This is a genomic window from Sandarakinorhabdus limnophila DSM 17366, from assembly GCF_000420765.1.
GTDB classification, from domain to species: domain Bacteria; phylum Pseudomonadota; class Alphaproteobacteria; order Sphingomonadales; family Sphingomonadaceae; genus Sandarakinorhabdus; species Sandarakinorhabdus limnophila.
Window position 1 is genome coordinate 44,716 of sequence record NZ_ATVO01000005.1, and the last position, 25,383, is coordinate 70,098.

Consider the following 25,383-nt stretch of genomic DNA (forward strand, 5'->3'; position numbering starts at 1 on the left):
CCCCCGCCGGATGGCAGGGGTCTCACCAAGTCAACCTGCCAGCCAAACGGGCCAGCGGCGCGGCTTCAGCCCTGGCGGGCCTTGAAGCGACGGTTGGTCTTGTTGATGACATAGGTGCGGCCGCGACGACGCACGATTTGGCAGTCACGGTGGCGGCCCTTGAGGCTCTTGAGGCTGTTGCGGATCTTCATGATCAATCCCGGCAAGTGAATCGGTGGTGAAACAGAGGCCGGTCGCTAAGGGAGGCGCTGCGCTTTGTCAACCGCGCTCGCCTGATCCACCCTTGCTTGCCCGCAGCCGAAGTGCGACCAGACAGGGGTATAAGTGCCCCGCGAGTAAAGCCCATGACCCGCCACATGATTTTGCCTGCCGTGCTGGCCGCCCTGCTGCTGCCATCGGTGGCCCATGCCGCAACCGTGAAAGTGGAGGAAACCCGCTTCCACATCCTGGCACCCCCGGCCCCACCGCTGACCGGCAGCAGCATCACGGTAGAGCCAGCCGATCCGGCGGCGGCATCCTCGCTGCAGTTCGGCGCGCTGGCCGCTGTGGCCAATGCCGAACTGGCCAAGGCGGGCTTTACGCTGGCAGCGGGCGGCCAGCCGGCTGATCATGTCGCGCGCATTTCGCTTACCGGCAACAGCGAGGTGGTCCGCAAACGCTCCCCCATATCGATTGGCATCGGCGGCGGCACTGGCGGCTGGAATGGCGGCATTGGCGGCGGTGTGACCTTCCCGGTTGGTGGCGGCACCCGCACCGTGACGGCCGCGCTGATGACGCTGCAGATCCGCCGGGCCAGCGATGGCAGCGCCGTATGGGAAGGCCGCGACAGCACCATCGCCCCCAGCATCGATCCGATCAGCGCCGCGCCGGTGCTGCTGCAGGCCTTGCTCAAGAGCTTTCCCGGCCTGAGCGGCCAGAGTGTGACCGTGAAAGTGAAGACCGACCAATGATCAGCATCGATAGTGCCTTTGATTCGGGCAACATCCAGGTCGAACGGATTGCCGGCCCGCACGAGATTGTGCTGACCATAGGCAAGGACGCGCACAGCGACTTCTATCAATGGTTCCACTTTCGCCTTTCTGGAGCGAAGGACCAGCGCTGCATCATCCGCATCATCGATCTGAACAACTGCGCCTATCCCGGCGGCTGGCCGAGCTATCGCGCCTGCGTGTCGGTGGACCGGCAGACGTGGCGACGCGCGCCGACCAGTTTCGATGCCAAATCCGCCAATGGCACGCTCACCATCGAAGTGACGCCCAGTGTTGACCAGCTGTGGCTGGCCTATTTCGCGCCGTATTCCCTGGAGCGGCACCTTGATCTGATCGCCCGCACCGCCACCCGGCCCGGCGTGCGCGCCGACGTGCTGGGCCACAGCCTTGATGGCCGGGCGATTGACCGGTTGGTCGTCGGCGATGGCCCGAAGACCGTGTGGCTCTATGCCCGCCAGCATCCGGGCGAGAGCATGGCTGAATGGTGGATGGAAGGTGCGCTGGAGCGACTGGCTGATCCGTACGACCCGGTGGCGAGGCTGTTGCGCCAACAGGCAACTTTCCACATAGTGCCCAATATGAACCCTGATGGCAGTTTCCGCGGCCATCTGCGCACCAACGCCGCCGGCGTGAACCTCAACCGCGAATGGAACGCGCCGTCGGCGGAAAAATCGCCGGAAGTGCTGTGCGTGCTGGGTGCAATGGACAAGGCCGGCTGCCACCTCGCCATGGATGTGCATGGTGATGAAGCCATCCCGCAGGTGTTCATCGCCGGCTTCGAAGGTATCCCGTCGATCACGCCGAAACAGCTGGCGCTGCTCGCCGATTACAAGGCGCGGCTGGCGCGGATAACGCCGGATTTCCAAACCGCGAAAGGCTATCCCGTCGCCCGCCCCGGCACCGCCAATCTGGCCATGAGCACCAACCAGCTTGCCGAGCGGTTCGGCTGCCTGGCCATGACGCTCGAAATGCCGTTCAAGGACAATGATGATCTGCCCTGCGCCGAGTTTGGCTGGTCGCCGCAGCGTTCGATGCAGCTGGGCCGTGATTGCCTGGCGGCGATCATGGAAGTGATGCCCGACCTGTAAGCGATTCACCTTGGCTGATTGATGGGGTGACGGGGTGCGCCCACGCCCCCTATCGTGACGGCCAAAGGGAGACCGTCATGAGCTATACCCACATCCTGTTCGAAGAAGCCGAAGGCATTGCGACCCTCACCATCAACCGGCCGCAGGTGATGAACGCGCTCCACGTGGGCGTGATCGAAGAGATGATCGACGCGGTGGACCGGGTGCGCGACGAAGGCACGGCGCGCGTGCTGGTGCTCACTGGCACCGGGCGCGGTTTCTGTTCGGGCGCCGATCTGGCCGGCGGCGGTGCCGGTGGTGGCGCGAAACGATCGGGCCCGCCGGATGCCGGTGCCGTGCTCGAATCGCATTTCAATCCGCTGCTGGAGCGCTTGTTTGCGCTGCCGGTGCCGTTCATCACCTCGGTCAACGGCGTCGCGGCCGGTGCCGGCTGTTCCTATGCGCTGGCCGGCGACATCGTGATTGCGGCGAAGTCCGCCTATTTCCTGCAGGCCTTCGTCAACATCGGGCTGGTGCCCGACGTCGGCTCGACCTGGCTGCTGCCGCGGCTGGCCGGCCGGGCGCGGGCGCAGGCCATGATGATGCTGGGCGAACGGATCCCGGCCGAAACCGCGCTGGATTGGGGCATGGTCTACAAGGTGGTCGATGATGCCGATCTGGCCGCAGCCACCAGTGCCGTGGCCGAGAAACTGGCGAAGGGGCCGACCAAATCCTATGCCCTGATCCGCCAAGGTATCCGCGATTGCCTGGATGTGTCGCTGTCCGAAGGCCTGATGGTGGAGCGCCGCAACCAGCTTCTGGCCGGGCGCAGCGCCGATTTCGTGGAGGGTGTCAGCGCCTTCCTGCAGAAGCGGCCGGCGGCATTCACCGGGAAATAACTCACTCCATCACCAGCACCGGCTTCACCGCCTTGCCGCTGGCCATATCGGCCACGGCTTCGTTGATGGCTGCCAGCGGATATTCCGTCACAAGCGGTGCGTGATTGAAGCGGCCGGCACGGTGGCGGTCGATCAGCCAGGGGATGAAGCTCTGCGGATCGGCATCGCCTTCCACGGCGCCAAGCAACGAACGCCCGCCCAGCAGCGTGTTGGGGTTGAACGTGATTTCGGTGCCCGGCGCGGTGACGGCCAGCATGGCGAGTTCCCCCCTGCTGGCCAGCGCCTCCAGACCGGCGCGGATCACGGCTGAGGCCCCGGTGGTATCGACGATGCGATCGATGCCGGTCGCCACCACCTCGCGCAGCGCCAGCATCAGGTCGCGCCCATCGGCCAAGATCGTGTGCGTCGCGCCCAGTTTCCGGGCGAGGTCCAGCCGTTCGGCGACGCGATCGACCGCGATGATGGTGTGGCAGCCGCGATCAACGGCGGCCAACAGCGCCGCCAGCCCCACTGAACCGGCACCCATCACCGCAAAGGCCTGATCGGCCTGTACGTTCAGCGTGTTGTAGGCGGTGCCAGCCCCCGTCTGCAGGCCGCAACCAAACGGCGCCGCCAGCGCGAAGGGCACATCATCGGCCAGTTTCACTGTGTTGCGCGCATAAGCGATGGCATGATCGGCAAAGCTGGATTGGCCGAAGAAGCCGCCATAGATCGGCTGGCCAGCCTGGGTGAACGGCACCCGGCCATCGGGCAGCACGCCAGCATAGTTCAGCGCCATGAAATTCGCACAATATTGCGGGTGATCATGGCTGCAACTGGGGCAGGCGCCGCAGCTGGCATAGCTCAGCACCACCCGGTCACCGGCGGCCACGTTGGTGACGCCCGCGCCCACGGCCAGCACCGTGCCGGCGCCTTCGTGGCCCAGCACCTGCGGCAACGGCGTGCCCTGTTCATAGCGCTGCACGCCAACATCGGTGAAACAGATGCCGCACGCCGCCAGCTTGACCAGCACCTGCCCCGGCCCGGGATCGGTCAGCTCCACGGTTTCGATGCTGTAGGGCTGCCCACGTTGGCGCAGCACGGCAGCGCGCGTGGAGGTTGGCATGTCTCATCTCCTCAATCTATTTCTCAACAGTGTCGCGCCGCGGCGCCGGGCTGGCAAGGCGGATTGATGTTCGCAAGCAAGCGCCCGGCTTGACCACGCGCCCGCGCCCGTCCAGATACGGCGTTCATGGACACGCCCGCTGCCCCCCAGCCCAGCTTCGAAGACGCCCTGCGCGAGCTTGAAGACATCGTGCGCAAGCTGGAATCGGGCGATCTCAGCCTCGATGACAGCATCGCGCTCTATGAACGCGGCCAGTCACTGAAATCTCTGTGCGAAACCCGGTTGAACGATGCCCGCATGCGGATCGAACAGATCCAGCAGAATGCCGCCGGCGAAGCCGTCGCAACCCGCCCCTTTGACGCGCAATAAGGGCGAACGGACATGGTGCAGCCCTCGCTCAGTCTGAAGCCAGCCCTTGATGCCATCGGCAAGGCAATCGATCAGCGTTTCGATCGGCTGCTGGCCGTGCCCGATGACAGCCGCGCTCGCCTGTATGAAGCCATGCGCCATGCGACGATCGGCGGCGGCAAACGCATGCGCCCGCTGCTGGTGATTGCGGCCTGCGATATCTTCCATGTGACACGCGAACAGGCGCTCAGGGTCGCGCTCGCGATCGAGTGCATCCATGTCTACAGCCTGATCCACGACGATCTGCCGTGCATGGACGATGATGACCTGCGCCGCGGGAAGCCCACCGTGCACAAGGCCTTCGATGAAGCCACCGCCGTGCTGGCCGGCGATTGCCTGCACGATCTGGCCTTTGAAATCCTGGCCGATCCTGCCACCCACCAAGATCCAGTCGCCCGGCTGGAACTCATCACCCAACTTGCCGTCCAGTCCGGCCCGGCCGGCATGGCCGGCGGCCAGATGATGGACCTGGTGGCCGGCGACGTGACCTATGATCTGGCCGGCATCACCCGGCTGCAGCAGCTGAAAACCGGCGCACTGATCGTGTGGTGCCTGGAAGCCGGCGCCATTATGGGCCGGGCATCGGAAGCCAACAAGAAAAGCTTGCGCGCCTACGCCCGCGATCTCGGCCTGGCCTTCCAGATCGCCGATGATCTGCTCGACGTGGAAGGCGAATCCGCCAAGACCGGCAAGGCCGTGCAGAAGGATGCCGCCGCCGGCAAGGCTACGTTCGTCTCCTTGCTGGGGGTCGAACGCGCCCGCAGCCAGGCCAATGCCCTGATCGATCAGGCCATCGCCCATCTTTCCGGTTTCGGCCCGGAGGCCGATCTGCTGCGCGCCATTGCGCGTTTCGCTGTCGAGCGTGATCGGTAAGGAGCAAGCCTCATGACCCGTATTGGCGTCTACCCCGGCACCTTCGATCCGATGACCCTTGGGCATATGGACATCATCCGCCGTGGCGCGCGGCTGGTGGACAGGCTGGTGATTGGTGTGGCCACCAACCCATCGAAATCACCGATGTTCACGCTGGCGGAGCGCAAGGCGCAGATCATCCGCGAAACCGCCGACATCCCAAACGTGGACGTTGCCGATTTCGATGAGCTGCTGATGACCTTTGCCGAGAGGCTGGGCGCCACGGTGATCGTGCGCGGCCTGCGCGGTGCCGGCGATTTCGAATATGAGTTCCAGATGACCGGCATGAACCGGGCGCTGAATGACGATATCGAGCAGGTGTTTCTAATGGCCGATGTCGCCTTGCAGCCGATCGCTTCACGTCTGGTCAAGGAAATTGCTGTTTATGGTGGCGACATCCGCAAGTTCGTCCCGCCCCGCATCGCTGCCGATGTGGTGGCCAGGGTCGCGGAAACCGGATTGAAAGGCCAATGATGCGATTGCCGTTGCTGATTGCTGCTGTGTTCACTCTGGCTGCCGGACCGGCTCTGGCCCAGCAACAGCGCATCGATCCCAAGGATCTGAAGGCCCCGCCCAAGCTGCCGGAAATGGCGGCGCCGTCCAATATCGCCGGCATGATCGCCCAGGTGGACCAGGAAAATATCCTGGTGCTCGATCTGTCGTCGGGCGGCCGCGTCAAGATCGTCATGCGCCCGGATGTGGCGCCCAAGCATGTGGAGCGCATTCGCACGCTGGCGCGCCAGGGTTTTTACGATGGCACCGTCTTCCACCGCGTAATCGATGGCTTCATGGCGCAGGGCGGTGATCCCACCGGCACCGGCACCGGCGGTTCCAAGCTCGACGATCTGAAGGCCGAATTCAACGATCTGCCGCACGTGCGCGGCGCCGCGGCGATGGCGCGTTCGCAAAGCGACGACAGCGCCAACAGCCAGTTCTACATCGTGCTGATGCCGGCGCTGAAGCTGGATCGCACCTACACGGTGTGGGGCCGCGTGGTGGAAGGCATGGCCTACGTGGACGGCATCGAAAAGGGCGAGCCGCCGGAAAATCCCAGCCGCATCATCAAGGCCAGCATCGCGGCCGACAAGGTACCGCCGCCCGATTTTGCGGCGCTGAAGGCCAAGGCCTCGCCGATTCCGGCGGGTGTGCTGAACCTGCCCCCACCGGCATCCGGCACGCAATCGGGGCCGCAGCCGCCCCGCTGAGCCCCTCCCTCTTCCTCCGACCAAAGGGCTGTTCCCCCGATGCTGGTTGATGATTTCGATTTCCATTTGCCCGAAGACCGCATCGCGCTGCGACCGGTGATCCCGCGCGACAGCGCCCGGCTGCTGACCGTACGCGGCAGGGATGCAGGTGTGTTGGACGATCTCCACTTCACCGATCTGCCCAGCCAGCTGCGCTCTGGCGACGTGCTGGTGGTGAACGACACCCGCGTGATCCCGGCGCAATTGTTCGCCAAGGTGGGCGAAGCCGCCATTGGTGTGACACTGCACAAGCGCGAAACCGGCAACCGCTGGTGGAGTTTCGTCAAGAACGCCCGCCGCCTGAAACCGGGCACCCGCGTGGACTTCAGCCAAGGCGGCAGCGCCCTGCTGATCGGCGAGGTGATCGAGAAGGCCGACGAGGGCGGCGTGCTCTGGCAGTTTGAAACCGCCGGCCAGCCACTGGAATCGGCGTTGCACAGCGTGGGCGAAATGCCGTTGCCGCCCTATATTGCCCGCCGGCGCGGCATCGATGCTCAGGATTTCAGCGATTATCAGACGCTGCATGCCGCCAAGGACGGCGCCGTTGCCGCCCCCACCGCCGGCCTGCATTTCACCCCGCGCCTGTGGTCTGCCCTGCACGCAGCCGGCATCTCACGCGAGACCGTGACGCTGCACGTGGGTGCCGGCACCTTCCTGCCGGTGAAGGCCGACAGGATCGAAGATCACCAGATGCACGCCGAATGGGGCAGCATCGACGACCAGACCGCGCTGCGCCTCAACGCCGCCAGGGCTACGGGTGGTCGCATCATTGCCGTGGGCACCACCTCCCTGCGCCTGCTCGAATCCGCCGCCGACAAGGGCGGTGCCATCCGGGCTTTTTCAGGCGACACCTCGATCTTCATCACACCCGGCTATCGCTGGAAGGCCATCGACGGCCTGATCACCAACTTCCACTTACCGCGCTCGACCCTGTTCATGCTGGTCAGCGCGCTGATGGGGCTGGACATGATGCGCAAGGCCTACGCCCATGCCATCGAGAACGAATATCGTTTCTACAGCTATGGCGACGGCAGCCTGTTGCTGCCCTGATCACGACGCGGGCAACCGGAGTAGCTGAAGCCGCAGCTCCGCGCAGGTGACAGCAACCGTATTCATTTTGGTTAAATATTGGCAAATTTCTATTGTCGAATCGATTCTGCCAGCCCTAGGGTGCCGCCATGGCTGATTATCGCGTTTCCAAAGTCGAAATTCTTCCCGGCACTGATGGCTATGTGGCTGAACGGCTGGGTGGCAGCGGCTGGTCTGATGTTGCCGTCAACATCATGGCCTATATCCGCCGCAATCAGCACGTGTTCCTGATGGCCACGCCCGAAGGCGACGCGCGGTTCGTGGTGATGCGCGATGCCGCCGGTGCGGAATGCCTGGTGGCCACTCTGGCCGATGGCCAGCTTGTGACGCTGAACAGCATGCAAACCGTGGTTCGGCCCGCCCCGGTACGGCCGGCCCGACCGCTGTTCCAGCAACTGTTCCGTTTCCTGGGCGCCGGTTCCCGCCCTTAACCTGATCGGGCAGCGCGCGGCCGAACCTTGCGCCTTCGGCACTGGCGGTGGCATGCTCCCGTCTCAATGAGAGTTGCCCTGCAATGAGTGTTGCCTTTACCAAGGAATCTGACGCCGAGGCGGTCGCCGCCGATCTGCCTGACCGGCCGATCCCGGCGCACCCCAATCTGGTCACCGCGCGCGGACTCGCCCGGATCGAAACTGAATTGTCTGCCGCGCGGGCCGCCTATGCCGCCGCGCAAGCCGGAGACCAGATCAGCAGCGACCGCACCGCCATGGCGCGCGCCACCCGTGATCTGCGCTATTGGTCAGCCCGGCGCGCCTCGGCGCAGCTTGTCGAGCCGCGCACCAGCGCTGACAGCATCAGCTTTGGCCACAGTGTCAGCTTCGAACGCGCCGATGGCCGCATCCAGACTTATGCCATCGTTGGCGATGATGAAGCCGATCCGCACCAAGGCAGCGTCAGCTATGTCTCGCCACTGGCCCGCGCCGTTATGGGCAAGACTGTTGGCGATGTCGTGACGCTGGCCGGCCAGGATGTTGAAATCGTCGCAATCGCCTAACCGGCCGCGTACATCGTCCAGTTCGCCAGCACCAGGAAAGCGCTGCCGCCCACAAAGGCATGTGCTGCCAGCGCCGGGCCCAGCACGTCGGGTCGCGGCTTGGCCATGATGCCGGCAAACAGGCCGGTGACCACGGCAAGGCCCAGCAGCACCAGTGCGATAGCGGCATTGTCGGACAGCGCTTCGTTGCCGCGGCTGATCCGCGTGACCAGCATCACCACTTCCAGCCCGCCAAAGCCGGTCAGCAGATGGATGGCCTGCACTGCCTTGGGCGGGCGCTTGCTGCTGAGAAAATACCAGCCCAGCACCAGCCCCAGCGCCACCGTCGTTCCATAGATGATGATCGGCAACCAGACCTGCATCGATGCGCCTCCCTTGGTTCCGGCGGATACACCAGACGGGCGCGGGGTGCCAGTTGCGCCAAATGGCCGATTGGGCATGGCCCATTTTCCAGCTTAAACAGGCCCCATGAGCCCCTCCCCCTTTGCCGGCAGAGATCGCGCCGCGCTGCGCAAGCATTTGTCCAGTTACTGGAAAATGGAGGCCGGCAATGTGCTGCTGGTGCCGCTGATTGTCTGGGCGATGGTGTGGTCGGCCGGGGATGCGCCGGATGCGGCCATGTGGCTGGGGGCGGCGGCCTGTTCGTTTCTGCTGGTCGTCGGCACGGCGGCCTGGCTGTTGGTGCTGGCCGGGCTGGACGGCAAACCGGCGCAGGCTACAAGATTGGTCGCATTCTGCGCACGGGCCGAAATCGTATCGCTGCTGCTGCTGGCCGCCGCCACGTTGGCCGCTGCCAGCGCTGTCATCACCGGCGGCTGGCCGCCACGCACCCTCGCGGCCGCCGGGCTCACCCTGCTCGGCTGGCTTGAATATGTGAATTACTACCACTGGCAATTGCAGAATTTCGACAGCCAGATCGATGCCAAGCGCCTGGTCGCAGGGCGCGGCCTGCGCCGGGCTCACATGGGCCGCGCGGTGCGGGCCTGGCGGGCGCGCCGGCGCCGGAACTGAACCATAGTGCGGCGCATTTGCAAGGCCAGCGTGCCGGGCTGGCGCTGCCGGCAAAGGCGCGTATAACCCGACGCCGTGAACGACGATCTGCGTCTTGATCCGCGCGCCGACGAGGCACCGGATGCGCTGGAAGAGGGCCGGCTGAGCCGCGCCTTTGTCAGCGACGTTGCTGCTGCCCTGGACAGCGGCGACGACGAAGGGGTGCGCGCGCTGGTCAGCCCGCTGCACCCAGCCGACGTCGCCGATCTGTTTGCCGCCATTCCCGCAGATGCCCGCGTGCCGCTGGCCGACGCGCTGGGCGATCTGCTCAATGCCGAAGTCATCGCCGAACTTGATGATTATGTGCGCGAGGACGTGCTGGACGCGCTGTCGCCCGGCGAAGTGGCCGAGGTCGTCACCCAGCTCGATACCGACGACGCCGTGGCCGTTATCGAGGATCTGGAAGCCGACGAACAGCGCGAGGTTCTGCGCGCGCTGGCCCCGGAAGACCGTGCCGACATCGAAGCCGCCCTGAATTACCCGGAGGAATCCGCCGGCCGACTGATGCAGCGCGACCTGGTGGCGGTGACCGAAACGATGAGCGTGGGCGGTGTGATCGATCGCATCCGCGCCAGCATCGATCCGGCCACAGACTTCTGGGAAATCTTCGTCGTCGATATCGTCGGCCGCCCCATCGGCACCATGCGGCTGTCCTGGCTGCTCACCGCCCCGCCGGATCTGATGGTCGGCGATGTGATGAAGCGGGAGCAGACGCTGATCCCGGTTACCATGGACCAGGAAGAAGTGGCGCTGATCTTCCAGAAATATGCGCTGATTTCCGCCGCTGTCGTGGACGATGCGGGCAAACTGGTGGGCGTCATCACCGTCGACGACGTGGTGCACATTATCCAGGCCGAAGCTGGCGAGGACGTGCTGAAACTGTCGGGCGCCGGCGATGGGGACATCAACGAGCCGGTTTTCAGCACCTATCGCACCCGTTCACGCTGGCTGGTCGCCAATCTGATCACCGGGCTGGTATCGGCCAGCGTGATCGGGGCGTTTTCGGCCAGCATCGAAGCACTGGTGGCGCTGGCGGCGCTGTCGCCGATCGTCGCCAGCGTGGGCGGCAATGCCGGCAACCAGACAATGGCGGTGACGGTGCGCGCGCTTGCCACCAATCAACTGACCGACAGCAACACGCGCCGCACCATCTGGCGGGAAATCCGCGTGGCCTGCCTCAATGGTTTGACGCTGGCCGTGCTGATGGGGCTGGGCGTTGTGTTGGTGCTGGGCAACACCAACCTTGGTCTGGTGATCGCCGCGGCAATGTTGTTCAACATCGTTGTTGCAGGGCTTGCCGGCGTGATGGTGCCGCTCACCCTCGATCGGCTGGAGGCTGACCCGGCGGTTGCATCTTCCGTGTTTGTGACGATGATCACCGATTCAATGGGTTTCTTCGCCTTCCTCGGCCTCGCCACGCTGGTGGGCGTCCAGTACCTCGGCTGATGCTGCATCTTACGAAAGTGGCCGCCGGCTGCCCCGATATCGAGACGTTGGCGGCGCGGCAGGCGCATTGGTGGGGCGCGGGCCGTGCCGGTGCCCACACCCGCTTCATGCCGAAACGCGCCGAAGAACTGATCGGCGGGTCAATCTTCTGGATCATCGGGCACCGGCTGGTGGCGCGGCAAACCATCCTGTCCATCGCCATGGCCAGCACCGATTGGGGACCGAAATGCGCCATCGAACTGCAGCCAGGCCCGGTGCCGGTGCAGCCGCGCCCGTGCCGTGCCCACCAGGGCTGGCGCTATCTGGAGGCAGCCGATGCGCCAACCGATTTCGATGGCGGCCCTGGCGACGGCGTGGAAGCCCTGCCAGCCGGCATGGTGCGGGAACTGCAATCGCTGTGGCTGCTATAGGCCTTTAACACAGCCTTGACCTTTGGCTGTGCTGGCGGCATACAACAGTGCATGTTTGCCACCGATCGTCCAATCTACCGCCAGATCCGCGATTTGATCATCGATCGCATCCTTACGCTGGGTGATGGCGCCATGTTGCCGTCGGTGCGCGCTCTGGCGGCGGAAGCCGGCGTGAACCCGCTCACTGTCGCCAAGGCCTATCAGGATCTGCAAGTCACCGGATTGGTACGGGCACGCAAGGGCGTTGGCCTGTTTGCCGCCGATGGTGCGCTGAACAATCTGCTCACCCAGGAACGCCACCAGTTCCTGACCGAAGAATGGCCGCGCGTGCAGGCCCGCATCGCCCAGCTTGGGCTGGACGTGACGGACCTGCTCGAACAGGCTTAAGCGCGCTTACCAGCCTTCCATCACCACTTTTCTTCTGGCCACCACGGAAACACGTTTTCCGGCATGTGCTGGCTCACCGTGTCCGGATAGGCCGGCGGGCGCTTTTCGAGGAAGCTGACCACGCCTTCCTTGGCATCGCCCGAGCGGCCGCGCATGTAGACCATCTTTGAATCCAGCCGATGCGCGTCCCACGGGCTGGCGGCGCCGGCCATGCGCCACAGCATCTGCCGGGTAAGCGCGATGGAAACCGGTGCCGTGTTCTCGGCGATCTCCAGCGCCAGCGCGCGAGCGGCGGGCAGCAGATCATCGGGCGCGTGGGTGGAACGGACGAGGCCGCCCTTCAGCGCTTCAGCCGCATCAAACACGCGGCCGGTCATGCACCATTCCAGCGCCTGCGGCAGGCCAACAAGCTTGGACAGGAACCAGCTTGATCCGGCTTCCGGCACGATACCGCGCCGGGCAAAGACGAAACCGAAACGCGCGGTGTCGCTGGCCAGCCGCATGTCCATCGCCAATTGCATGGTGACGCCGATGCCCACTGCCGGCCCGTTCACGGCGGCGATCACGGGTTTGAGGCTGCGGAAGATGCGCATCGTCATCTGGCCGCCGCCGTCGCGAGTGGCCGGGTGCGTCCAGTCGATGCTGCCATCGTCCTGCATCGGATTGGCGCTGCGGGCGCCGCCCAGTTTTTCATAATCGAAGGTGGCAGCGCCGGCACTGAGATCGGCCCCGGCGCAGAAGGCACGACCACGGCCGGTGACGATGACGGCCTTCACCTGATCATTGGCATCGGTCTCATCGAACGCGGCGATGATTTCGGTCATCATCACGCCAGTGAAGGCGTTCAGTTTCTCCGGACGGTCGAGCGTGATGGTGGCGATGGGACCGTCGATATCGAGGGCGATCTGGGTATAGGTCATGTCAAAGCGCCTCGATGATGGTGACGTTGGCCAAGCCGCCGCCTTCGCACATGGTCTGCAGGCCCCAGCGCTTGCCGCGGGCGTGCAGGGCGTGCACCAGCGTCGTCATCAGCTTGGTGCCCGACGCGCCGAGCGGGTGCCCCAGCGCAATCGCGCCGCCATTGACGTTCAGTCGGGCGTGATCGGCTTCCAGCACCTGCAGCCAGGCCATCGGGATCGAAGCAAAGGCCTCGTTCACCTCATAAAGATCAATATCGCTGATGCTCATGCCGGCGCGCTGCAGCGCCTTCTTGGTGGCGCCGATGGGCGCTTCCAGCATGATCACCGGGTCTTCGCCAACCACCGTCATAGTGTGGATGCGGGCCAGCGGCTTGACGCCCAGCGCCTTCAGCCCGCGTTCGTTGACAATCAGCACGCCCGATGCGCCGTCGCAGATCTGGCTGCTGGTCGCCGCCGTCAGCCGGCCGCCTTCCGGGTTGATCAGTTTGACGCCCTTCACGCCTTCCAGGCTGGCATCAAAGCGGATGCCTTCATCCTGGGTATGGACGTGCGGCGCGCCATCATGCGTCGTCACGTTGATCGGCACGATTTCGGCATCGAACGCGCCCGATTTGGCCGCACGGGCGCCGCGCACCTGGCTTTCATAGCCAAATTCGTCGAGCATGTCCTTGGTCAGCCCATATTTGGCGGCGATCATTTCGGCGCCGGTGAACTGGCTGAACTGGATGCCGGGGTAGCGCGCGGCCATGGCATCGCCATAGGGCATGCCCATGCCGGCCTTGGCGGGCAGCGCCACGGTCATGCCCATCGGCACGCGGGTCATCGATTCAACGCCGGCGGCAATCACCACGTCCATCTGGCCGCTCATCACCGTGGCGGCAGCAAAATGGATGGCCTGCTGGCTGGAGCCGCACTGGCGGTCGACGCTGGTGCCCGGCACCGATTCCGGCAGCTTTGAACTCAGCACGGCATTGCGCGCCACGTTGGTGCTTTGCTGGCCACCCTGGCCCACGCAGCCCATGATCACATCTTCGATCAGGGCCGGATCAACCCCGGTCTTGTCGACCAGCGCATCCAGCACCTTGCCGGCAAGATCAGCCGGATGCCAATCGCGCAGCAGGCCACCACGGCGGCCACCGGCGGTGCGCTGGGCGGCAACGATATAGGCTTCGCTCATTCTTCCCACTCCTGATCGAGAGATTCGCAACACCGCACTTTACGCCGCTCACCCCCTTGGGCATTGACGGACGAAATGATCAGGGAGAGGCGAATGCGCCACCATTGGGGAATCGTCGCCGTCGCACTGGCCCTGCTGGCCCAGCCGGGGGCTGCCGCGCCGACACGTGCGCCGGCAAAAAAGGCTGCACCGGCCAAGCCGGTTGCCAAACCTGCGCCCGCAAAGCCTGCGGCCAAGCCCGCCGCGCCGGCAAATGTGATCCCGGATCCGCTGCCCGACACACCGGAAATCCAGGCCCTGCGCCGCGCTTTCCGCTTCGGCTTTGCACCCTATGAAATGCTGCGTACCAGGCAGGCGCAGGTGGCTCGCATGTCCGCCGCCGGCATGGGAACCGGCATCAACGCCATTGTCCCGCGGTTGACCTTGGCCGATGCCACCACCCGCGAGGTGACGACGCCCAACAACGACACGCTTTATGGCTCGGCCTGGCTCGACCTGTCACAGGGCCCGGTGTTCTTCTCGATCCCGGCGCTGAAGCGCTATCATTCGGCCGCGCTGATGAGCATCACGAGTGATGTGATCGCCGTCCTCGGCACACGCACGGTGGGTGCCACTGGCGGCCGCTATGCCATTGTTGGCCCCAATTGGCGCGGCGATCTGCCTGCCGGGGTCGAAATGGTGCGCTCCCAGTCCAACGATGCCTGGCTCTTGGTACGCGTGGTGGTGAATGGCGAGGAGGATCTGGCCGCCGCTGCCGATGGCCTCACCCGTTATACGCTCTCGGCCGTGGCCGGCGACACGCCGCTCGATCTGAAGGTGCCGGCAAAGCCCAATGGCAAGGCGTTTCTCGCCACCGTCAATGCCGCCATCGAGCGCTCCGGCGACACTCTGCTCGTCAACCGCGCCGCGCAATTTGCCGATCAGGGCCTGGGCAAGAGCTGGGAAACACTGGCGCCAGAACAGCAGAAGCTGTGGAACGACAGCCTGCCGGCACTGATCCACGAACTGCGCGGCGGACTCACCGCGGGCGACGGCGTCGATGGCTGGGTCTATCCGCCGTTCAACATGGCGCTCTATGGCGAGGATGATGATCTGCGCGCCCGCGTCGCGCTGGGCGGTCTCGCCGCACTGCCCCGCATCGAGGCGATCTATGTTTCAGCCACCAAGGATGGCGAAGGCCGCCCGCTGAACGGCGCGAAGAGCTGGCGGGTGAAAATACCGGGCAATCTCCCGGTGGGCGCTTTCTGGTCGCTGACCATGTACGAACAGGCGCCCGATGGCCGGCTGTTCTTCGTGCCGAACGAGCTCAATCGCTTCGCCGTGGGCGACCGATCCCAGCATTTGCGCCCGGAACGCGACGGCAGCATTGAGTTGTTCGTGCAACACGGCAAACCGTCGGGCGAGCGGGTGGTGAACTGGCTGCCGGCGCCCAAGGGCAAGTTCGTGCTGATGTTCCGCGCCTATCTGCCCGGCGCGCCGTTGCTTGATGGCAGTGTGCGGCTGTCACCTGTGACCGAAGGCGAGATGATCCCGTGAGCAATCAAGTGGCTGCGCCGCGGGCCGGCAAGCACCTGTTCCTCGATATCCTGCATTCGGAGGGTGTGGAGATCATCTTTGGCAACCCCGGTACGACCGAGTTGCCACTGCTCGATGCCTTCGTGGTCGAAGATCGGCTGCGTTATGTGCTCGGCCTCAACGAGGTGGTGGTGATGGGCATGGCCGATGGCTGGGCCCAGGCTACTGGCAAGCTGGCCGTGTGCAACCTGCACGCCGCGCCGGGCCTGGGGAATGCCATGGGCATGCTGTACAACGCCGCCAAGGCCGGTGCGCCGGTGCTGGTGACTGCCGGCCAGCAGGACATGAGCATCCGCCTGACCGAGCCGTTGCTCTGGGACGATCTGGCCACCATGGCGCGCCCGCTGTGCAAATGGTCGTTCGAGGTGAACAGTATCGAGGAGTTGCCGCGTGCCGTTCGCCGGGCGGCCAAAGTGGCACTTACGGCGCCGACCGGCCCGGTGTTCCTCTCCATTCCCGGCGACGTGCTGACCGCCATGGCACCGGAAGGCCTCGACATCGGCGAGCCGACCCGTATCGGTGCCGGCATCCGCGGTGACGCGAACGAGATCGCCAAGGCCGCCGCGCTGATCAGCCAGGCCGAAACCCCGGTAATCTTTGGCGGTGACTGCGTGGCCAACCGCGACGCCTTTGCCGAGATCGTCGCCTTTGCCGAAGCCGTGGGCGCACCGGTCTACATGGAGGGCATGGCCAACCGCGCCGCCTTCCCAAGCAACCATCCGCTCTATGCCGGCACCGTGCCGCGAATGACACCGGCACTGCGCAACGTGATGCAGAACCATGATCTGCTGATCAGCATCGGCGCAGACCTGCTCACCCAGAGCCAGGCCACCGGGGTGGAGGCGCTCGCGCCCGGCACCAAGGTTGTGCATCTGGATGACGAGCCGTGGCAGATCGGCAAGAATTTCGCCGCCACTGCCGCCATTCAGGGCTGCCCGAAGGCAACGCTGCCCGAATTGACCGCGCTGGTTCAGGGCAGCGGCGCGTCTCGCCGGGCCGGCGTTGAAGCAAAGATTGCCGAAACCAAGGCCGCGCTGTTCGCCAAGGCCGAAGCCGCGATTGATGCCAGCCCGATAGACCCGATGGCCGTCCTGAAACGGCTGGGCGAAGCGATGCCGGTTGACGCCATCATCATCGAGGAATTGCTGTCCTCCGGCATGAACACGGTGCGCCAATTGCTGCCCGCCACCCGGCCCGACTCCTGGTTCGGCATGCGCGGCGGCGGCATTGGCGTGGCGCTGCCCCAGGCCGCCGCCATTCAGCTGGCCAACCCCGGCCGGCCGGTGGTGGCGCTCACCGGCGATGGCAGCCTGATGTATTCCGCGGCCGCGCTATGGACCTGCGCGCACTACAAGCTGCCGGTCGTCACCATCGTGTTCAACAATTCAAGCTACCGTATCCTCAAGCAGCGCACCCGCGCCATCGGCGATCACAGCGCCCGCGAAGGCATATTCGTGGCGATGGACCTGGAAGACCCGCCCATCGATTTCATGGCGCTGGCGACGGCCCACGGCGTGCAGGGCGTGCGGGTGGAAAGCATTCCGGCGCTGATCGAGGCATTCAAGGCCGCGCTGGCCAGCGATGCGCCGACCTTGATTGAAGTGCCCGTCGCCAGAGCACCTTAAGCGGTCAATCGCGCCGCGTGCCAGCGCAGGTGATCAGCGACGAAGCTCTGCACGAACCAATAGCCATGGTCGTATCCGGCATGGCGGCGAAGCGTCAGCGGGATGCTGGCGCGGGCACAGGCGACTTCCAGCCGTTCGGGCTGCAATTGCTCGGCCAGGAAGGCGTCTGCCTCGCCCTGATCGACGAGCAATTCCTCCACGCGTGCGCCGCCATCGATCAGCGCGCAGGCATCATGCGCCGCGTGCGCCGCGGGATCATCGCCCAGATAGGCCGGCAGCGCCTTGCGCCCCCACGGCACCTGGGTTGGCGCCACGATCGGCGCCAAGGCTGACACGCTGCGAAACAAGCCCGGATGCTTCAACGCCAGCGTGAGCGCGCCGTGGCCACCCATACTGTGCCCAGTGATGCCCTGCCGAGCCATGTCGGCCGAGAAATGCGCCGCGATCAAGCGAGGCAGTTCGTCGATCAGCCACGTCCGCATCCGGAAATGCGCAGCCCAGGGCTCGGCAGTGGCATCAAGATAGAAGCTCGCCGCCTGCCCCATGTCCCACGCCGTATCATCGGCCACACCTTCGCCGCGCGGACTTGTATCGGGCGTCACCAGCATCAGGCCCAGTTCCGCCGCAAGACGCTGGGCGCCGGCCTTGATGGCAAACGTCTCTTCGGTGCAGGTCAGTCCGGCAAGGCACCACAGCACCGGGAACGGGCCATTTCCCGGCGGCACGAACACGCCAAAGCGCATCGCCGTGCCGGTGCTGTTGCTCTGGTGGCTGTGGAAGCTCTGCACGCCACCATGGCAGGCCGCGCGGGACAGCGTTTCCATCAGAACACCACGACGCTACGGATGCTTTCCCCTGAATGCATCAGATCGAACGCCTTGTTGATGTCTTCAAGGTCCAGCACGTGGGTGATCATCGGATCGATGGCGATCTTGCCGTTCATGTACCAATCGACGATTTTCGGCACGTCCGTTCGCCCCTTGGCGCCGCCAAAGGCGCTGCCCTTCCACACCCGGCCGGTCACCAGCTGGAACGGGCGGGTGGCGATTTCCTTGCCGGCTTCGGCAACGCCGATAATGATGCTCTCGCCCCAACCGCGGTGGCAGGCTTCCAGCGCGGTGCGCATCACGTCGGTGTTGCCGGTGCAATCGAAGGTGTAATCTGCGCCGCCCTCGGTGAGCGCCACGAGATGGGCAACGAGATCGCCTGTCACGTCCTTCGGATTCACGAAATCGGTCATGCCGAACTGGCGGCCCCAGCCCTCGCGGTCCGGGTTGATGTCCACGCCCACGATCTGATCAGCGCCCACCAGCTTCAGGCCCTGGATCACGTTGAGGCCGATACCGCCGAGGCCAAAGACGATGCAGCGCGCACCGGGTTCCACCTTTGCGGTCTTCACCACCGCGCCCACGCCCGTGGTGACACCGCAACCGATGTAGCAGGCCTTGTCGAACGGCGCGTCGGTGCGGATTTTCGCCACGGCGATTTCCGGCAGCACGGTGAAGTTCGAAAAGGTCGAGCAGCCCATGTAGTGAAAGATCGGCTGACCCTTGTAGCTGAAGCGCGTCGTGCCATCGGGCATCAGCCCCTTGCCTTGCGTGGCGCGGATGGCGGTGCACAGGTTGGTCTTGCCGGAAAGGCAGCTTTTGCACTGGCGGCATTCCGGCGTGTAGAGCGGGATCACGTGATCGCCCGGTGCCACGCTGCTCACCCCGGCACCAACCTCGCGCACGATGCCGGCGCCTTCATGGCCCAGGATCGACGGGAATATGCCCTCGCTGTCCTTGCCTTCCAGCGTGTAGGCATCGGTATGGCAGATGCCGGTGGCCATGATTTCCACCAACACTTCGCCGGCCTTCGGGCCTTCCAGGTCAACCTCGACGATTTCGAGCGGCAGGTTGGGCGCGAAAGCGACGGCGGCGCGGCTTTTCATGACAATATCCCCTGATGAATGCAGGCCACACCTGCCGCCAAAGTCCCGGTTTGCCAAGGTGGCAGGCTTGCATTTTTGATGTGTTCAGGCCATGGGGCAGGGCCGTCGCCGTGGGATGCCACAGCAGGCGCGCTCAACACAGGATCATTCATGCACTTTGCCAGCAGGATTCAGGCTTAACATGCCGAAAGAGGAAATCATCCGGATCGAAGGTGAAATCACCGAAATCCTGCCCGACGGGCGTTTCCGCGTGAAGCTGGAAAACGAGCACGAAATCATCGCCTACACCGCCGGCAAGATGCGCAAGAACCGCATCCGTTCCATCGTGGGCGACCGCGTGCATGTGGAAATGACGCCCTATGACCTGGATAAGGGCCGCATCGTGTTCCGTGAGAAGACCACACCGATGCCGATGAACCAGCGGCGTTTCTTCCGCCGCTGACAACTTGATATTGCAAAGGCCGGCCGGGTCATCGCTGAACCGGCCGTTGCTAGCGACTGTCTTTCCAATTAACCAAAACCACGACATAGATGTCGCATTGCAACATTTGTGTGTTACGGTGGTTTATGGCTCGGTACATTGTTTCTGCGTTAAAGGCTGTTGCCACCCCGACAGGTGCGGTGCTCGATCGCATCGTTGGCCCGGGCTGGATGGCCACGCCGTCCTCCCTGCTCGATCTGATGGCCGATGGCAGTCATGAATTCGTGCTTGATGGTGGCAGCCATTCACTGGCGGCTCGGCGCGACCCGGCCGGCAATATCGCCATCCTGGTGGTGGACAATCAGGGCCGCGAAGTCGAGCCGAGCAGCCTGCCGCACTGGCAGATGGAAATGCACCGCGGCACCCAGGTGAAGGCGCAAAGCTGGTGGCAGCGCCTGCTCGACCCAGACGCCCGCTGATCAGCCCGATTACCCTGATTACCGACGCACGCGATCGCCCGGCTTCAACCCGATCCGTTCTGCTTCACCCGCCGCCAGTTCGATCACGTCAGCCGTGACCCCGGCGGAATTGAGCACCTCGCGCGAATAAGGCTGGCCACGCCGCACGTTCAGCACCCGCCCAGCCGCAGAGACATAAATGATGTCCAGCGGCAGCGGCGTATTTTCCATCCAGAACCCGGTGGCGCGGGGGGGCCGCATCGGGAAGGCCATGCCAGTGCCCGGCGCCATGCGATCGCGGAACATCATACCGCAAGCCTGTTCTTCGGCCGTTGCCGCCACTTCGACCTTGAAGACGAACCGACCCTTGGCCGTTTGAAACGCCACAGGGACGATGCGCAAGCCGCTGTTGGGGCAAGTCGCAGCGCCTGCCGGTGCCAATGGCACCAGCGCGGCAAGACTGAACAGGAAGGCGGCGGAGCGTATGGAGTTCATCACTCCGGCGTATTAGCCGGTTGTGCCGCAACCGCCAATGGCCCCTTGTGCCCAGGTGCCACCCGCACTTCCAGGGCTTGCCCCGGCTGCAATTCACCCAGCCCGGCCCGGCGCACGGTTTCCATGTGGATGAAAATGTCCTCGGTGGAGCCCGGCCGCACCACGAAACCATAGCCTTTCAGCCGGTTGAACCACTTCACCAGCGCCGGTCCGAACGGTCCGGCGGCGGCCAGCATGGCCTGCGGATTGACGCGATCGGCCGCGCGGGCGGCGGCGGTTTCCGGATCCGGACCCACGGCAGTGGTGAGATCGAGATCGGTGATGCGCCGCGCCTGGCGGCCGCGATCCCGCGCGACCACAATGCAGGTAAGCGTGGCGCCTTCCGGCAAGGTGCGACGACCCAGTTCGCGCACCAGGCTGAAATGCACCAGCACATCCGCACCGTCGCCCGCCGATGGCACCATGAATCCATAGCCGCGGACCGGATCGAACCACTTCATCGTGCCACGCACGATGACTTCATCAGCGGCAAGCTGCGTCGCTTCTTCGGCGCCCTTCATCAAAACCCCCAGACCCTACAACGCACGATACACACCCCGCAGCACACCATACATAGACAGATTATTAACGGATAGTTTTTAAATCGCAATAATGCTTTTCCGCTCATGATTGACTTGTCATGTGAAACTGGCATCGAAAGGGCACGACCGCACCGCCACCGCCTTGAACTGGAAAGAGAGTTTATGGACCTTGCAGGATCGGTGGAAATCGCCAGCCCGCGCCATATTTTGTGGGCGGCGCTGAATAATCCCGATGTGCTGGCCCGCTGCATCGATGGCGTGGAGAGTTTGACTCGCACTGAAGCAGATACGCCAGTTTTCGATGGCGTCATGCAAGCCAAGGTGGGCCCGGTGCGTGCACGCTTCGCCGGCACTGTGCGGCTGGAAGATATCGTTGCGCCCGAGCGCTATCGCCTGGTGGGTGAAGGCAAGGGCGGAGTCGCCGGCTTTGCCAAGGGCAGCGCCGATGTCGTGCTCACCGAATTGAGCCCGGCCAAGACGCAACTGGATTATGTGGTGAAGGCCCAGGTGGGCGGCAAGCTGGCCCAGCTCGGCGCCCGGCTGGTGGAAGGTGCGGCAAAGCAATATGCTGAAGGTTTCTTCGCCAAACTGAAGGCCGAAGTAGAAGCACCGCCTGTCGACATCGTGGCGCTGGCGGCCGCGTCCGATCAGGCGGCAGCCGCCGAAGCGGAACCTGGCGCCGGTGGTCTGTCACCCTTGGCCTGGGCCACCGGTCTCATCCTCGTCACGCTGCTTTTCCTGCTCTGGCAATGGTCCGGCGTGGGATCCGGAATGACGATGTGACGGGCGTTGGCCGCGACGAGGATCTGACCACCCTGGCTACTGCGCTGGGGTGGATTCAGGCTGGCCATGGCGTGGCGATTGCCACCGTCATCACGACCTGGGGATCAGCCCCGCGCCGCGAAGGCAGCCATCTTGCCATCCGCGCCGATGGCCTGTTCGAAGGCAGCGTTTCCGGCGGCTGTGTCGAAGCCGATGTGATCCTGGCGGCGCAAGACATGATATCCGCGCAGGCTGGACACGCCGTGCTGGATTATGGTGTGGCCGACACGGTGGCGTGGACGGCCGGCCTGGCCTGCGGCGGGCGGATTTCGATCCTGGTGCAGCGCCTGGCCGCCGATGCCCTGCCTCCGGCCTTGGTAGCCGATGTACTGGCCGCGACGGCTGCCGGGCAGATGGCAACGATCAGCAGCGATCCTGCCACAGGGCGCGCCGTTGCCGGAGAAGTCGGCCCGTTCGTGCGCCGCTATCCGCCCCCGCGCCGGCTGTTCATCATCGGCGCCGTGCACATCGCGCAGGCGCTGGTGCCGTTGGCCGACGGGCTGGGCGTGGTGCCAACGGTGATCGATCCACGCGGGTTATTTGCCGCCGATGCGCGCTTTGCCGGGCTCGATCTTGATCGCCGCTGGCCCGACGAGGCGCTGGAAGCCGTGCTCAACCCGGCGTCTGCCGTGGTCGCGCTTACCCATGATCCCAAGATCGATGATGTGGCGCTGGCCGCAGCGCTGCGATCACCGGCTTACTATATCGCCGCACTGGGCAGCCGGAAGAATCACGCCGGACGGCTGGAACGGCTGGCGGCGCAAGGCTTTGGCCCGGATGATCTGGCCCGTATCCATGGCCCGGCCGGCCTTGCCATCGGCGCCACCGGCCCCGCCGAAATTGCGCTCTCCATCGCCGCGCAGATGACTGCGGCATGGAGAAACGCGCTCACGCCATGAAGTTCGGGCCGGTTCCGCTGGCACAGGCCGAAGGGGCCTTGCTGGCGCACGGGCAGCAGATCGGCCAGCGCCGCCTGCCCAAGGGCCATGTTCTGGACGCTGCCGATCTCGCCGATGCCGCTGCGGCAGGCGTTATCGAATTGGTCGTTGCCCGGCTGGAGCCCGGCGACGTAGCCGAGGATGACGCCGCTGCTGCGCTGGCCGCAGCACTGGCCGGGCCGGGGTTGGCGTCGTTGGCGCCGGTGCACGGCCGCGTCAATCTTGCCGCCACCGCCGCTGGCCTGTTCACTGCCCCGCCCGGCATGGTGGCTGCGGTCAATGCTGTCGATGAAGCACTCACCCTCGCCACGCTGCCCACCGGCACGCGGGTGGCGGCAGGTACCATCGTCGCCACCATCAAGACGATCAATTACGCTGTCACCGGCGACGCGCTGGGCGCCGCCATCGCCGCCGCGCGTCCGCTGATGGTGGCGGCCTTCCGGCCCCTGTCCGTCGCGCTGATTGCCACCACCCTGCCCGGCACCAGCGCCAAGGCCCTCGCCAAGCTGGAGCGGGTGACGGCCGCACGGATCTCGGCCCTGGGCAGCTGGATGGAGATGCTGCCGCCCTGCCCGCACGACAAGGCTGCGCTGGCCTCCCAGCTGGCCGGATGCAGCGCCGATCTTCTTTTGGTCGCCGGCGCATCGGCCACGGTCGATCGCGGTGACGTGATCCCACAGGCCATTATTGCGACAGGCGGCACGGTAGAACGGCTGGGCATGCCGGTCGATCCCGGCAATCTGCTGGTGCTGGGCACGCTGGCTGGCCGCCCGGTGATCGGCCTGCCCGGTTGCGCCAAGAGCCCCAAGCGCAACGGCCTCGATCTGGTGCTGGAACGCCTCGCGGCCGGCTTGGCCGTTACAGCCGAGACGATCGCCGCCATGGGTGACGGCGGCCTGCTGCCCGAAGCCGAACGGCCGGAACCGCGCGCGGTGGCCAGCGCGCCGGGCCGGGTTGGCGCAATACTGCTCGCCGCCGGCCGCTCCAGCCGCTTTGGTGCCGGCCACAAATTGCTGGCACCCTGGCGCGGCAAGCCCTTGGTGGCGCACGCTGTGGATGCGATCGCCGCCGCCGGGCTGCCACCGCCGATCGTGGTGCTGGGCCATTATGAAGCAGCGGTGCGCACCGCGCTGGCCGGGCACGATGTGCAGTTCGTAACGGCGCCCGACTGGGCCGAAGGCATGGGTCGCAGCCTGGCGGCCGGCATCACAGCCGTGCCTGCCGATTGGGATGCAGCACTGATTTGCCTGGGCGACATGCCTGCCGTGGAACCCGCGCTGATTGCCGCGCTGGCGGCCACGCCGGGAGAGCTGGTGGTGCCGCTGTGGGACGGCCGTCGCGGCCACCCGGTGCGCTGGCCACGCGCCGCCTTTACCCGCCTGATGGCCCTGACCGGCGACAACGGCGGCAAGGCGGCCATGGCCGATTTCACCGTCACAGAAGTCGCGGCACCATCGGCCGCGTGCCTTGTCGATATCGACACCCCCACCGCACTGGCGGAATTGGCCGCAGGAGAAGCAGGATGACCGAGACGCAACCGACCCAGGCGATGATCGCGCTTTATGATCGCTTCACCCATGTGGGCGACCTCAGCCGGCGGGATATGGTCGCGCAAATGGCGCGGCTGGCCGGTGGCACAGCGGCGGCCAACGCCCTGCTCGGCCTGATTGCGGCGCGCGCCGATGCGGCGCCCCTGGTGGCGGCTGATGATGCGCGCATCAAGGTGGGCGATGTGCGCTTTTCCGTTGGGGCTGGCCGGGAAATGTTGGGATACCTCGCCCAACCGGCCAAGGGCGCGGCCGCGGCGCCGCGCGTGCTCGTCATTCACGAGAACCGCGGGCTTAACGATCATATCCGCGATGTTGCCCGCCGCCTTGCCGCCGAAGGCCTAGTGGCGCTGGCCGCTGATTTCCTGGCGCCAAACGGCGGCACGCCAACGCTGGGTGACGGCACAATCAGCGCCGAGGACAAAGCGCGCACCATGATCGGTGCGCTCGATCGCCAGCAAACGGTGGCCGATGGCGTTGCCACGCTGAAATGGCTGGCTGCAAGTTCCCCAGGCAAGGGTGTGCCGGGTGCGGTGGGCTTCTGCTGGGGCGGCGGCATGGTCAACGCGCTGGCGGTGGCAGCCGGCCCGGCCTTGCGTGCCGGCGCGGCTTATTATGGCGCGGCGCCGCAGGATGTGACCGGTGCGACACGGGTGAAGGCGCGGCTGATGCTGCACTATGCTGGCCTGGATGAGCGGATCAACGCCATGGGCCCGGCCTGGCAGGCCGCACTCACCGCGGCCGGGGTCCGGTTCGAAGCCCATACCTATCCGGGCGTCAATCACGCCTTCAACAACGACACCTCACCCGCCCGCTATGACAAGGCAGCTGCCGATCTGGCCTGGCAGCGCACGCTGGCACTGCTGAAATCCGGCGGTTGATTATCTGCAA

General features: G+C 65.3%; 31 protein-coding genes. 22 read left to right on the top strand and 9 right to left on the bottom strand.

Annotation, left to right across the window (positions count from 1 at the left end; genetic code table 11):
* Window positions 1–65: 65 nt before the first annotated feature.
* Complete coding sequence (gene ykgO / locus G566_RS0105560) at window positions 66–191, bottom strand: type B 50S ribosomal protein L36 (protein WP_022679686.1); 126 nt, start codon at window positions 189–191, stop codon at window positions 66–68.
* Between the two features lie 165 nt (window positions 192–356).
* Between ykgO and G566_RS0105565 the strand changes: the two genes are divergently transcribed.
* The 3 genes from G566_RS0105565 (at window position 357) to G566_RS0105575 (ending at window position 2,955) form a co-directional block, all read left to right on the top strand.
* Window positions 357–950 carry a DUF4136 domain-containing protein gene (locus tag G566_RS0105565; protein WP_156874435.1) on the top strand — a complete coding sequence of 198 codons (594 nt, stop codon included), beginning with the start codon at window positions 357–359 and terminating at the stop codon, window positions 948–950.
* Entirely contained in the window at window positions 947–2,077 is a 1,131-nt protein-coding gene (locus G566_RS0105570; RefSeq protein WP_022679688.1) for a M14 family metallopeptidase, read from the top strand. The genes G566_RS0105565 and G566_RS0105570 overlap by 4 nt, the downstream gene beginning before the upstream one ends.
* 77 nt (window positions 2,078–2,154) lie before the next feature.
* Window positions 2,155–2,955 carry an enoyl-CoA hydratase-related protein gene (locus G566_RS0105575; RefSeq protein ID WP_022679689.1) on the top strand — a complete coding sequence of 267 codons (801 nt, stop codon included), beginning with the start codon at window positions 2,155–2,157 and terminating at the stop codon, window positions 2,953–2,955.
* 1 nt (window position 2,956) lies between these two features.
* Here the strand turns inward: G566_RS0105575 and G566_RS0105580 are convergent, their stop codons facing one another.
* Complete coding sequence (locus tag G566_RS0105580; RefSeq protein WP_022679690.1) at window positions 2,957–4,060, bottom strand: NAD(P)-dependent alcohol dehydrogenase; 1,104 nt, start codon at window positions 4,058–4,060, stop codon at window positions 2,957–2,959.
* A 126-nt stretch (window positions 4,061–4,186) separates the two neighbouring features.
* Here G566_RS0105580 and G566_RS0105585 point away from each other — a divergent pair, with 126 nt between their 5' ends.
* From G566_RS0105585 to greA, 7 genes are all read left to right on the top strand, one after another.
* The gene (locus tag G566_RS0105585; protein WP_022679691.1) at window positions 4,187–4,429 is read left to right on the top strand and encodes an exodeoxyribonuclease VII small subunit; all 243 of its coding nucleotides are present in this window, start codon (window positions 4,187–4,189) and stop codon (window positions 4,427–4,429) included.
* Window positions 4,430–4,441: 12 nt separating this feature from the next.
* Complete coding sequence (locus G566_RS0105590; RefSeq protein WP_022679692.1) at window positions 4,442–5,341, top strand: polyprenyl synthetase family protein; 900 nt, start codon at window positions 4,442–4,444, stop codon at window positions 5,339–5,341.
* Between the two features lie 12 nt (window positions 5,342–5,353).
* Entirely contained in the window at window positions 5,354–5,854 is a 501-nt protein-coding gene (gene coaD, locus G566_RS0105595) for a pantetheine-phosphate adenylyltransferase (protein WP_022679693.1), read from the top strand.
* Window positions 5,851–6,585, top strand: a complete 735-nt coding sequence (locus G566_RS0105600; RefSeq protein WP_029131301.1) for a peptidylprolyl isomerase — start codon at window positions 5,851–5,853, stop codon at window positions 6,583–6,585. Before coaD ends, G566_RS0105600 begins: the two co-directional genes overlap by 4 nt.
* A gap of 39 nt (window positions 6,586–6,624) precedes the next feature.
* Complete coding sequence (gene queA, locus G566_RS0105605; protein ID WP_022679695.1) at window positions 6,625–7,674, top strand: tRNA preQ1(34) S-adenosylmethionine ribosyltransferase-isomerase QueA; 1,050 nt, start codon at window positions 6,625–6,627, stop codon at window positions 7,672–7,674.
* A 128-nt stretch (window positions 7,675–7,802) separates the two neighbouring features.
* Window positions 7,803–8,144 carry a hypothetical protein gene (locus tag G566_RS0105610; protein WP_022679696.1) on the top strand — a complete coding sequence of 114 codons (342 nt, stop codon included), beginning with the start codon at window positions 7,803–7,805 and terminating at the stop codon, window positions 8,142–8,144.
* A gap of 83 nt (window positions 8,145–8,227) precedes the next feature.
* Window positions 8,228–8,707, top strand: coding sequence for a transcription elongation factor GreA (greA, locus tag G566_RS0105615; RefSeq protein WP_022679697.1), 480 nt, complete (start codon window positions 8,228–8,230; stop codon window positions 8,705–8,707).
* Here greA and G566_RS0105620 read toward each other — a convergent pair.
* Complete coding sequence (locus tag G566_RS0105620) at window positions 8,704–9,069, bottom strand: hypothetical protein (protein WP_022679698.1); 366 nt, start codon at window positions 9,067–9,069, stop codon at window positions 8,704–8,706. The genes greA and G566_RS0105620 overlap by 4 nt on opposite strands.
* 106 nt (window positions 9,070–9,175) lie before the next feature.
* Between G566_RS0105620 and G566_RS14695 the strand changes: the two genes are divergently transcribed.
* From G566_RS14695 to G566_RS0105640, 4 genes are all read left to right on the top strand, one after another.
* Window positions 9,176–9,718: a hypothetical protein gene (locus G566_RS14695; RefSeq protein ID WP_051135952.1), complete on the top strand. Its 543-nt coding sequence runs from the start codon at window positions 9,176–9,178 to the stop codon at window positions 9,716–9,718.
* 75 nt (window positions 9,719–9,793) lie between these two features.
* On the top strand, window positions 9,794–11,203 hold the full coding sequence (mgtE, locus tag G566_RS0105630; RefSeq protein WP_022679700.1) for a magnesium transporter: 1,410 nt from the start codon (window positions 9,794–9,796) through the stop codon (window positions 11,201–11,203).
* Entirely contained in the window at window positions 11,203–11,613 is a 411-nt protein-coding gene (locus G566_RS0105635; RefSeq protein WP_022679701.1) for a DUF1489 domain-containing protein, read from the top strand. Before mgtE ends, G566_RS0105635 begins: the two co-directional genes overlap by 1 nt.
* Before the next feature lie 51 nt (window positions 11,614–11,664).
* Window positions 11,665–12,000 carry a GntR family transcriptional regulator gene (locus tag G566_RS0105640; protein ID WP_022679702.1) on the top strand — a complete coding sequence of 112 codons (336 nt, stop codon included), beginning with the start codon at window positions 11,665–11,667 and terminating at the stop codon, window positions 11,998–12,000.
* Between the two features lie 20 nt (window positions 12,001–12,020).
* Here the strand turns inward: G566_RS0105640 and G566_RS0105645 are convergent, their stop codons facing one another.
* The gene (locus G566_RS0105645) at window positions 12,021–12,920 is read right to left on the bottom strand and encodes a crotonase/enoyl-CoA hydratase family protein (RefSeq protein ID WP_022679703.1); all 900 of its coding nucleotides are present in this window, start codon (window positions 12,918–12,920) and stop codon (window positions 12,021–12,023) included.
* Window position 12,921: 1 nt separating this feature from the next.
* A complete protein-coding gene (locus tag G566_RS0105650) occupies window positions 12,922–14,097 on the bottom strand; it encodes an acetyl-CoA C-acetyltransferase (RefSeq protein WP_022679704.1) in 1,176 nt (391 codons plus the stop codon).
* A gap of 93 nt (window positions 14,098–14,190) precedes the next feature.
* Here G566_RS0105650 and G566_RS13640 point away from each other — a divergent pair, with 93 nt between their 5' ends.
* Together G566_RS13640 and G566_RS13645 are read left to right on the top strand one after the other, a co-directional pair.
* Window positions 14,191–15,633, top strand: coding sequence for a DUF1254 domain-containing protein (locus G566_RS13640; protein ID WP_022679705.1), 1,443 nt, complete (start codon window positions 14,191–14,193; stop codon window positions 15,631–15,633).
* Window positions 15,630–17,297, top strand: a complete 1,668-nt coding sequence (locus G566_RS13645) for a thiamine pyrophosphate-binding protein (protein WP_022679706.1) — start codon at window positions 15,630–15,632, stop codon at window positions 17,295–17,297. The genes G566_RS13640 and G566_RS13645 overlap by 4 nt, the downstream gene beginning before the upstream one ends.
* On the opposite strand, the gene fghA is transcribed toward G566_RS13645, so the two are convergent.
* On the bottom strand, window positions 17,294–18,121 hold the full coding sequence (fghA, locus tag G566_RS0105665; protein ID WP_022679707.1) for an S-formylglutathione hydrolase: 828 nt from the start codon (window positions 18,119–18,121) through the stop codon (window positions 17,294–17,296). The genes G566_RS13645 and fghA overlap by 4 nt on opposite strands.
* Window positions 18,121–19,230: an S-(hydroxymethyl)glutathione dehydrogenase/class III alcohol dehydrogenase gene (locus tag G566_RS0105670; protein ID WP_022679708.1), complete on the bottom strand. Its 1,110-nt coding sequence runs from the start codon at window positions 19,228–19,230 to the stop codon at window positions 18,121–18,123. Before G566_RS0105670 ends, fghA begins: the two co-directional genes overlap by 1 nt.
* Before the next feature lie 181 nt (window positions 19,231–19,411).
* Between G566_RS0105670 and infA the strand changes: the two genes are divergently transcribed.
* Both infA and G566_RS0105680 read left to right on the top strand, forming a co-directional pair.
* A complete protein-coding gene (gene infA / locus G566_RS0105675; protein ID WP_017668801.1) occupies window positions 19,412–19,672 on the top strand; it encodes a translation initiation factor IF-1 in 261 nt (86 codons plus the stop codon).
* 125 nt (window positions 19,673–19,797) lie between these two features.
* Entirely contained in the window at window positions 19,798–20,130 is a 333-nt protein-coding gene (locus G566_RS0105680; RefSeq protein ID WP_156874436.1) for a hypothetical protein, read from the top strand.
* Between the two features lie 18 nt (window positions 20,131–20,148).
* On the opposite strand, the gene G566_RS0105685 is transcribed toward G566_RS0105680, so the two are convergent.
* Entirely contained in the window at window positions 20,149–20,604 is a 456-nt protein-coding gene (locus G566_RS0105685) for a DUF192 domain-containing protein (protein ID WP_022679710.1), read from the bottom strand.
* Entirely contained in the window at window positions 20,604–21,164 is a 561-nt protein-coding gene (locus G566_RS0105690; RefSeq protein ID WP_022679711.1) for a cold-shock protein, read from the bottom strand. Before G566_RS0105690 ends, G566_RS0105685 begins: the two co-directional genes overlap by 1 nt.
* Before the next feature lie 183 nt (window positions 21,165–21,347).
* Here G566_RS0105690 and G566_RS13650 point away from each other — a divergent pair, with 183 nt between their 5' ends.
* Genes G566_RS13650 through G566_RS0105710 form a run of 4 tightly spaced genes read left to right on the top strand, consistent with a single transcriptional unit; the run spans window position 21,348 to window position 25,373 of the window.
* Window positions 21,348–21,968 carry an SRPBCC family protein gene (locus tag G566_RS13650; protein WP_022679712.1) on the top strand — a complete coding sequence of 207 codons (621 nt, stop codon included), beginning with the start codon at window positions 21,348–21,350 and terminating at the stop codon, window positions 21,966–21,968.
* Window positions 21,935–22,906: an XdhC family protein gene (locus G566_RS0105700; protein ID WP_051135953.1), complete on the top strand. Its 972-nt coding sequence runs from the start codon at window positions 21,935–21,937 to the stop codon at window positions 22,904–22,906. The genes G566_RS13650 and G566_RS0105700 overlap by 34 nt, the downstream gene beginning before the upstream one ends.
* Window positions 22,882–24,471, top strand: coding sequence for an NTP transferase domain-containing protein (locus G566_RS15780; protein ID WP_022679714.1), 1,590 nt, complete (start codon window positions 22,882–22,884; stop codon window positions 24,469–24,471). The genes G566_RS0105700 and G566_RS15780 overlap by 25 nt, the downstream gene beginning before the upstream one ends.
* Window positions 24,468–25,373 carry a dienelactone hydrolase family protein gene (locus tag G566_RS0105710; RefSeq protein ID WP_022679715.1) on the top strand — a complete coding sequence of 302 codons (906 nt, stop codon included), beginning with the start codon at window positions 24,468–24,470 and terminating at the stop codon, window positions 25,371–25,373. The genes G566_RS15780 and G566_RS0105710 overlap by 4 nt, the downstream gene beginning before the upstream one ends.
* Window positions 25,374–25,383 lie beyond the last annotated feature (10 nt).

Coding starts and splice junctions, on each gene's coding strand:
- ykgO (WP_022679686.1), bottom strand. CDS start 191: ATGAAGATCCGCAACAGCCTCAAGAGCCTCAAGGGCCGCCACCGTGAC.
- G566_RS0105565 (WP_156874435.1), top strand. CDS start 357: ATGATTTTGCCTGCCGTGCTGGCCGCCCTGCTGCTGCCATCGGTGGCC.
- G566_RS0105570 (WP_022679688.1), top strand. CDS start 947: ATGATCAGCATCGATAGTGCCTTTGATTCGGGCAACATCCAGGTCGAA.
- G566_RS0105575 (WP_022679689.1), top strand. CDS start 2,155: ATGAGCTATACCCACATCCTGTTCGAAGAAGCCGAAGGCATTGCGACC.
- G566_RS0105580 (WP_022679690.1), bottom strand. CDS start 4,060: ATGCCAACCTCCACGCGCGCTGCCGTGCTGCGCCAACGTGGGCAGCCC.
- G566_RS0105585 (WP_022679691.1), top strand. CDS start 4,187: ATGGACACGCCCGCTGCCCCCCAGCCCAGCTTCGAAGACGCCCTGCGC.
- G566_RS0105590 (WP_022679692.1), top strand. CDS start 4,442: ATGGTGCAGCCCTCGCTCAGTCTGAAGCCAGCCCTTGATGCCATCGGC.
- coaD (WP_022679693.1), top strand. CDS start 5,354: ATGACCCGTATTGGCGTCTACCCCGGCACCTTCGATCCGATGACCCTT.
- G566_RS0105600 (WP_029131301.1), top strand. CDS start 5,851: ATGATGCGATTGCCGTTGCTGATTGCTGCTGTGTTCACTCTGGCTGCC.
- queA (WP_022679695.1), top strand. CDS start 6,625: ATGCTGGTTGATGATTTCGATTTCCATTTGCCCGAAGACCGCATCGCG.
- G566_RS0105610 (WP_022679696.1), top strand. CDS start 7,803: ATGGCTGATTATCGCGTTTCCAAAGTCGAAATTCTTCCCGGCACTGAT.
- greA (WP_022679697.1), top strand. CDS start 8,228: ATGAGTGTTGCCTTTACCAAGGAATCTGACGCCGAGGCGGTCGCCGCC.
- G566_RS0105620 (WP_022679698.1), bottom strand. CDS start 9,069: ATGCAGGTCTGGTTGCCGATCATCATCTATGGAACGACGGTGGCGCTG.
- G566_RS14695 (WP_051135952.1), top strand. CDS start 9,176: ATGAGCCCCTCCCCCTTTGCCGGCAGAGATCGCGCCGCGCTGCGCAAG.
- G566_RS0105635 (WP_022679701.1), top strand. CDS start 11,203: ATGCTGCATCTTACGAAAGTGGCCGCCGGCTGCCCCGATATCGAGACG.
- G566_RS0105640 (WP_022679702.1), top strand. CDS start 11,665: ATGTTTGCCACCGATCGTCCAATCTACCGCCAGATCCGCGATTTGATC.
- G566_RS0105645 (WP_022679703.1), bottom strand. CDS start 12,920: ATGACCTATACCCAGATCGCCCTCGATATCGACGGTCCCATCGCCACC.
- G566_RS0105650 (WP_022679704.1), bottom strand. CDS start 14,097: ATGAGCGAAGCCTATATCGTTGCCGCCCAGCGCACCGCCGGTGGCCGC.
- G566_RS13640 (WP_022679705.1), top strand. CDS start 14,191: ATGCGCCACCATTGGGGAATCGTCGCCGTCGCACTGGCCCTGCTGGCC.
- fghA (WP_022679707.1), bottom strand. CDS start 18,121: ATGGAAACGCTGTCCCGCGCGGCCTGCCATGGTGGCGTGCAGAGCTTC.
- G566_RS0105670 (WP_022679708.1), bottom strand. CDS start 19,230: ATGAAAAGCCGCGCCGCCGTCGCTTTCGCGCCCAACCTGCCGCTCGAA.
- infA (WP_017668801.1), top strand. CDS start 19,412: ATGCCGAAAGAGGAAATCATCCGGATCGAAGGTGAAATCACCGAAATC.
- G566_RS0105680 (WP_156874436.1), top strand. CDS start 19,798: ATGGCTCGGTACATTGTTTCTGCGTTAAAGGCTGTTGCCACCCCGACA.
- G566_RS0105685 (WP_022679710.1), bottom strand. CDS start 20,604: ATGAACTCCATACGCTCCGCCGCCTTCCTGTTCAGTCTTGCCGCGCTG.
- G566_RS0105690 (WP_022679711.1), bottom strand. CDS start 21,164: ATGAAGGGCGCCGAAGAAGCGACGCAGCTTGCCGCTGATGAAGTCATC.
- G566_RS13650 (WP_022679712.1), top strand. CDS start 21,348: ATGGACCTTGCAGGATCGGTGGAAATCGCCAGCCCGCGCCATATTTTG.
- G566_RS0105700 (WP_051135953.1), top strand. CDS start 21,935: ATGGTCCGGCGTGGGATCCGGAATGACGATGTGACGGGCGTTGGCCGC.
- G566_RS15780 (WP_022679714.1), top strand. CDS start 22,882: ATGGAGAAACGCGCTCACGCCATGAAGTTCGGGCCGGTTCCGCTGGCA.
- G566_RS0105710 (WP_022679715.1), top strand. CDS start 24,468: ATGACCGAGACGCAACCGACCCAGGCGATGATCGCGCTTTATGATCGC.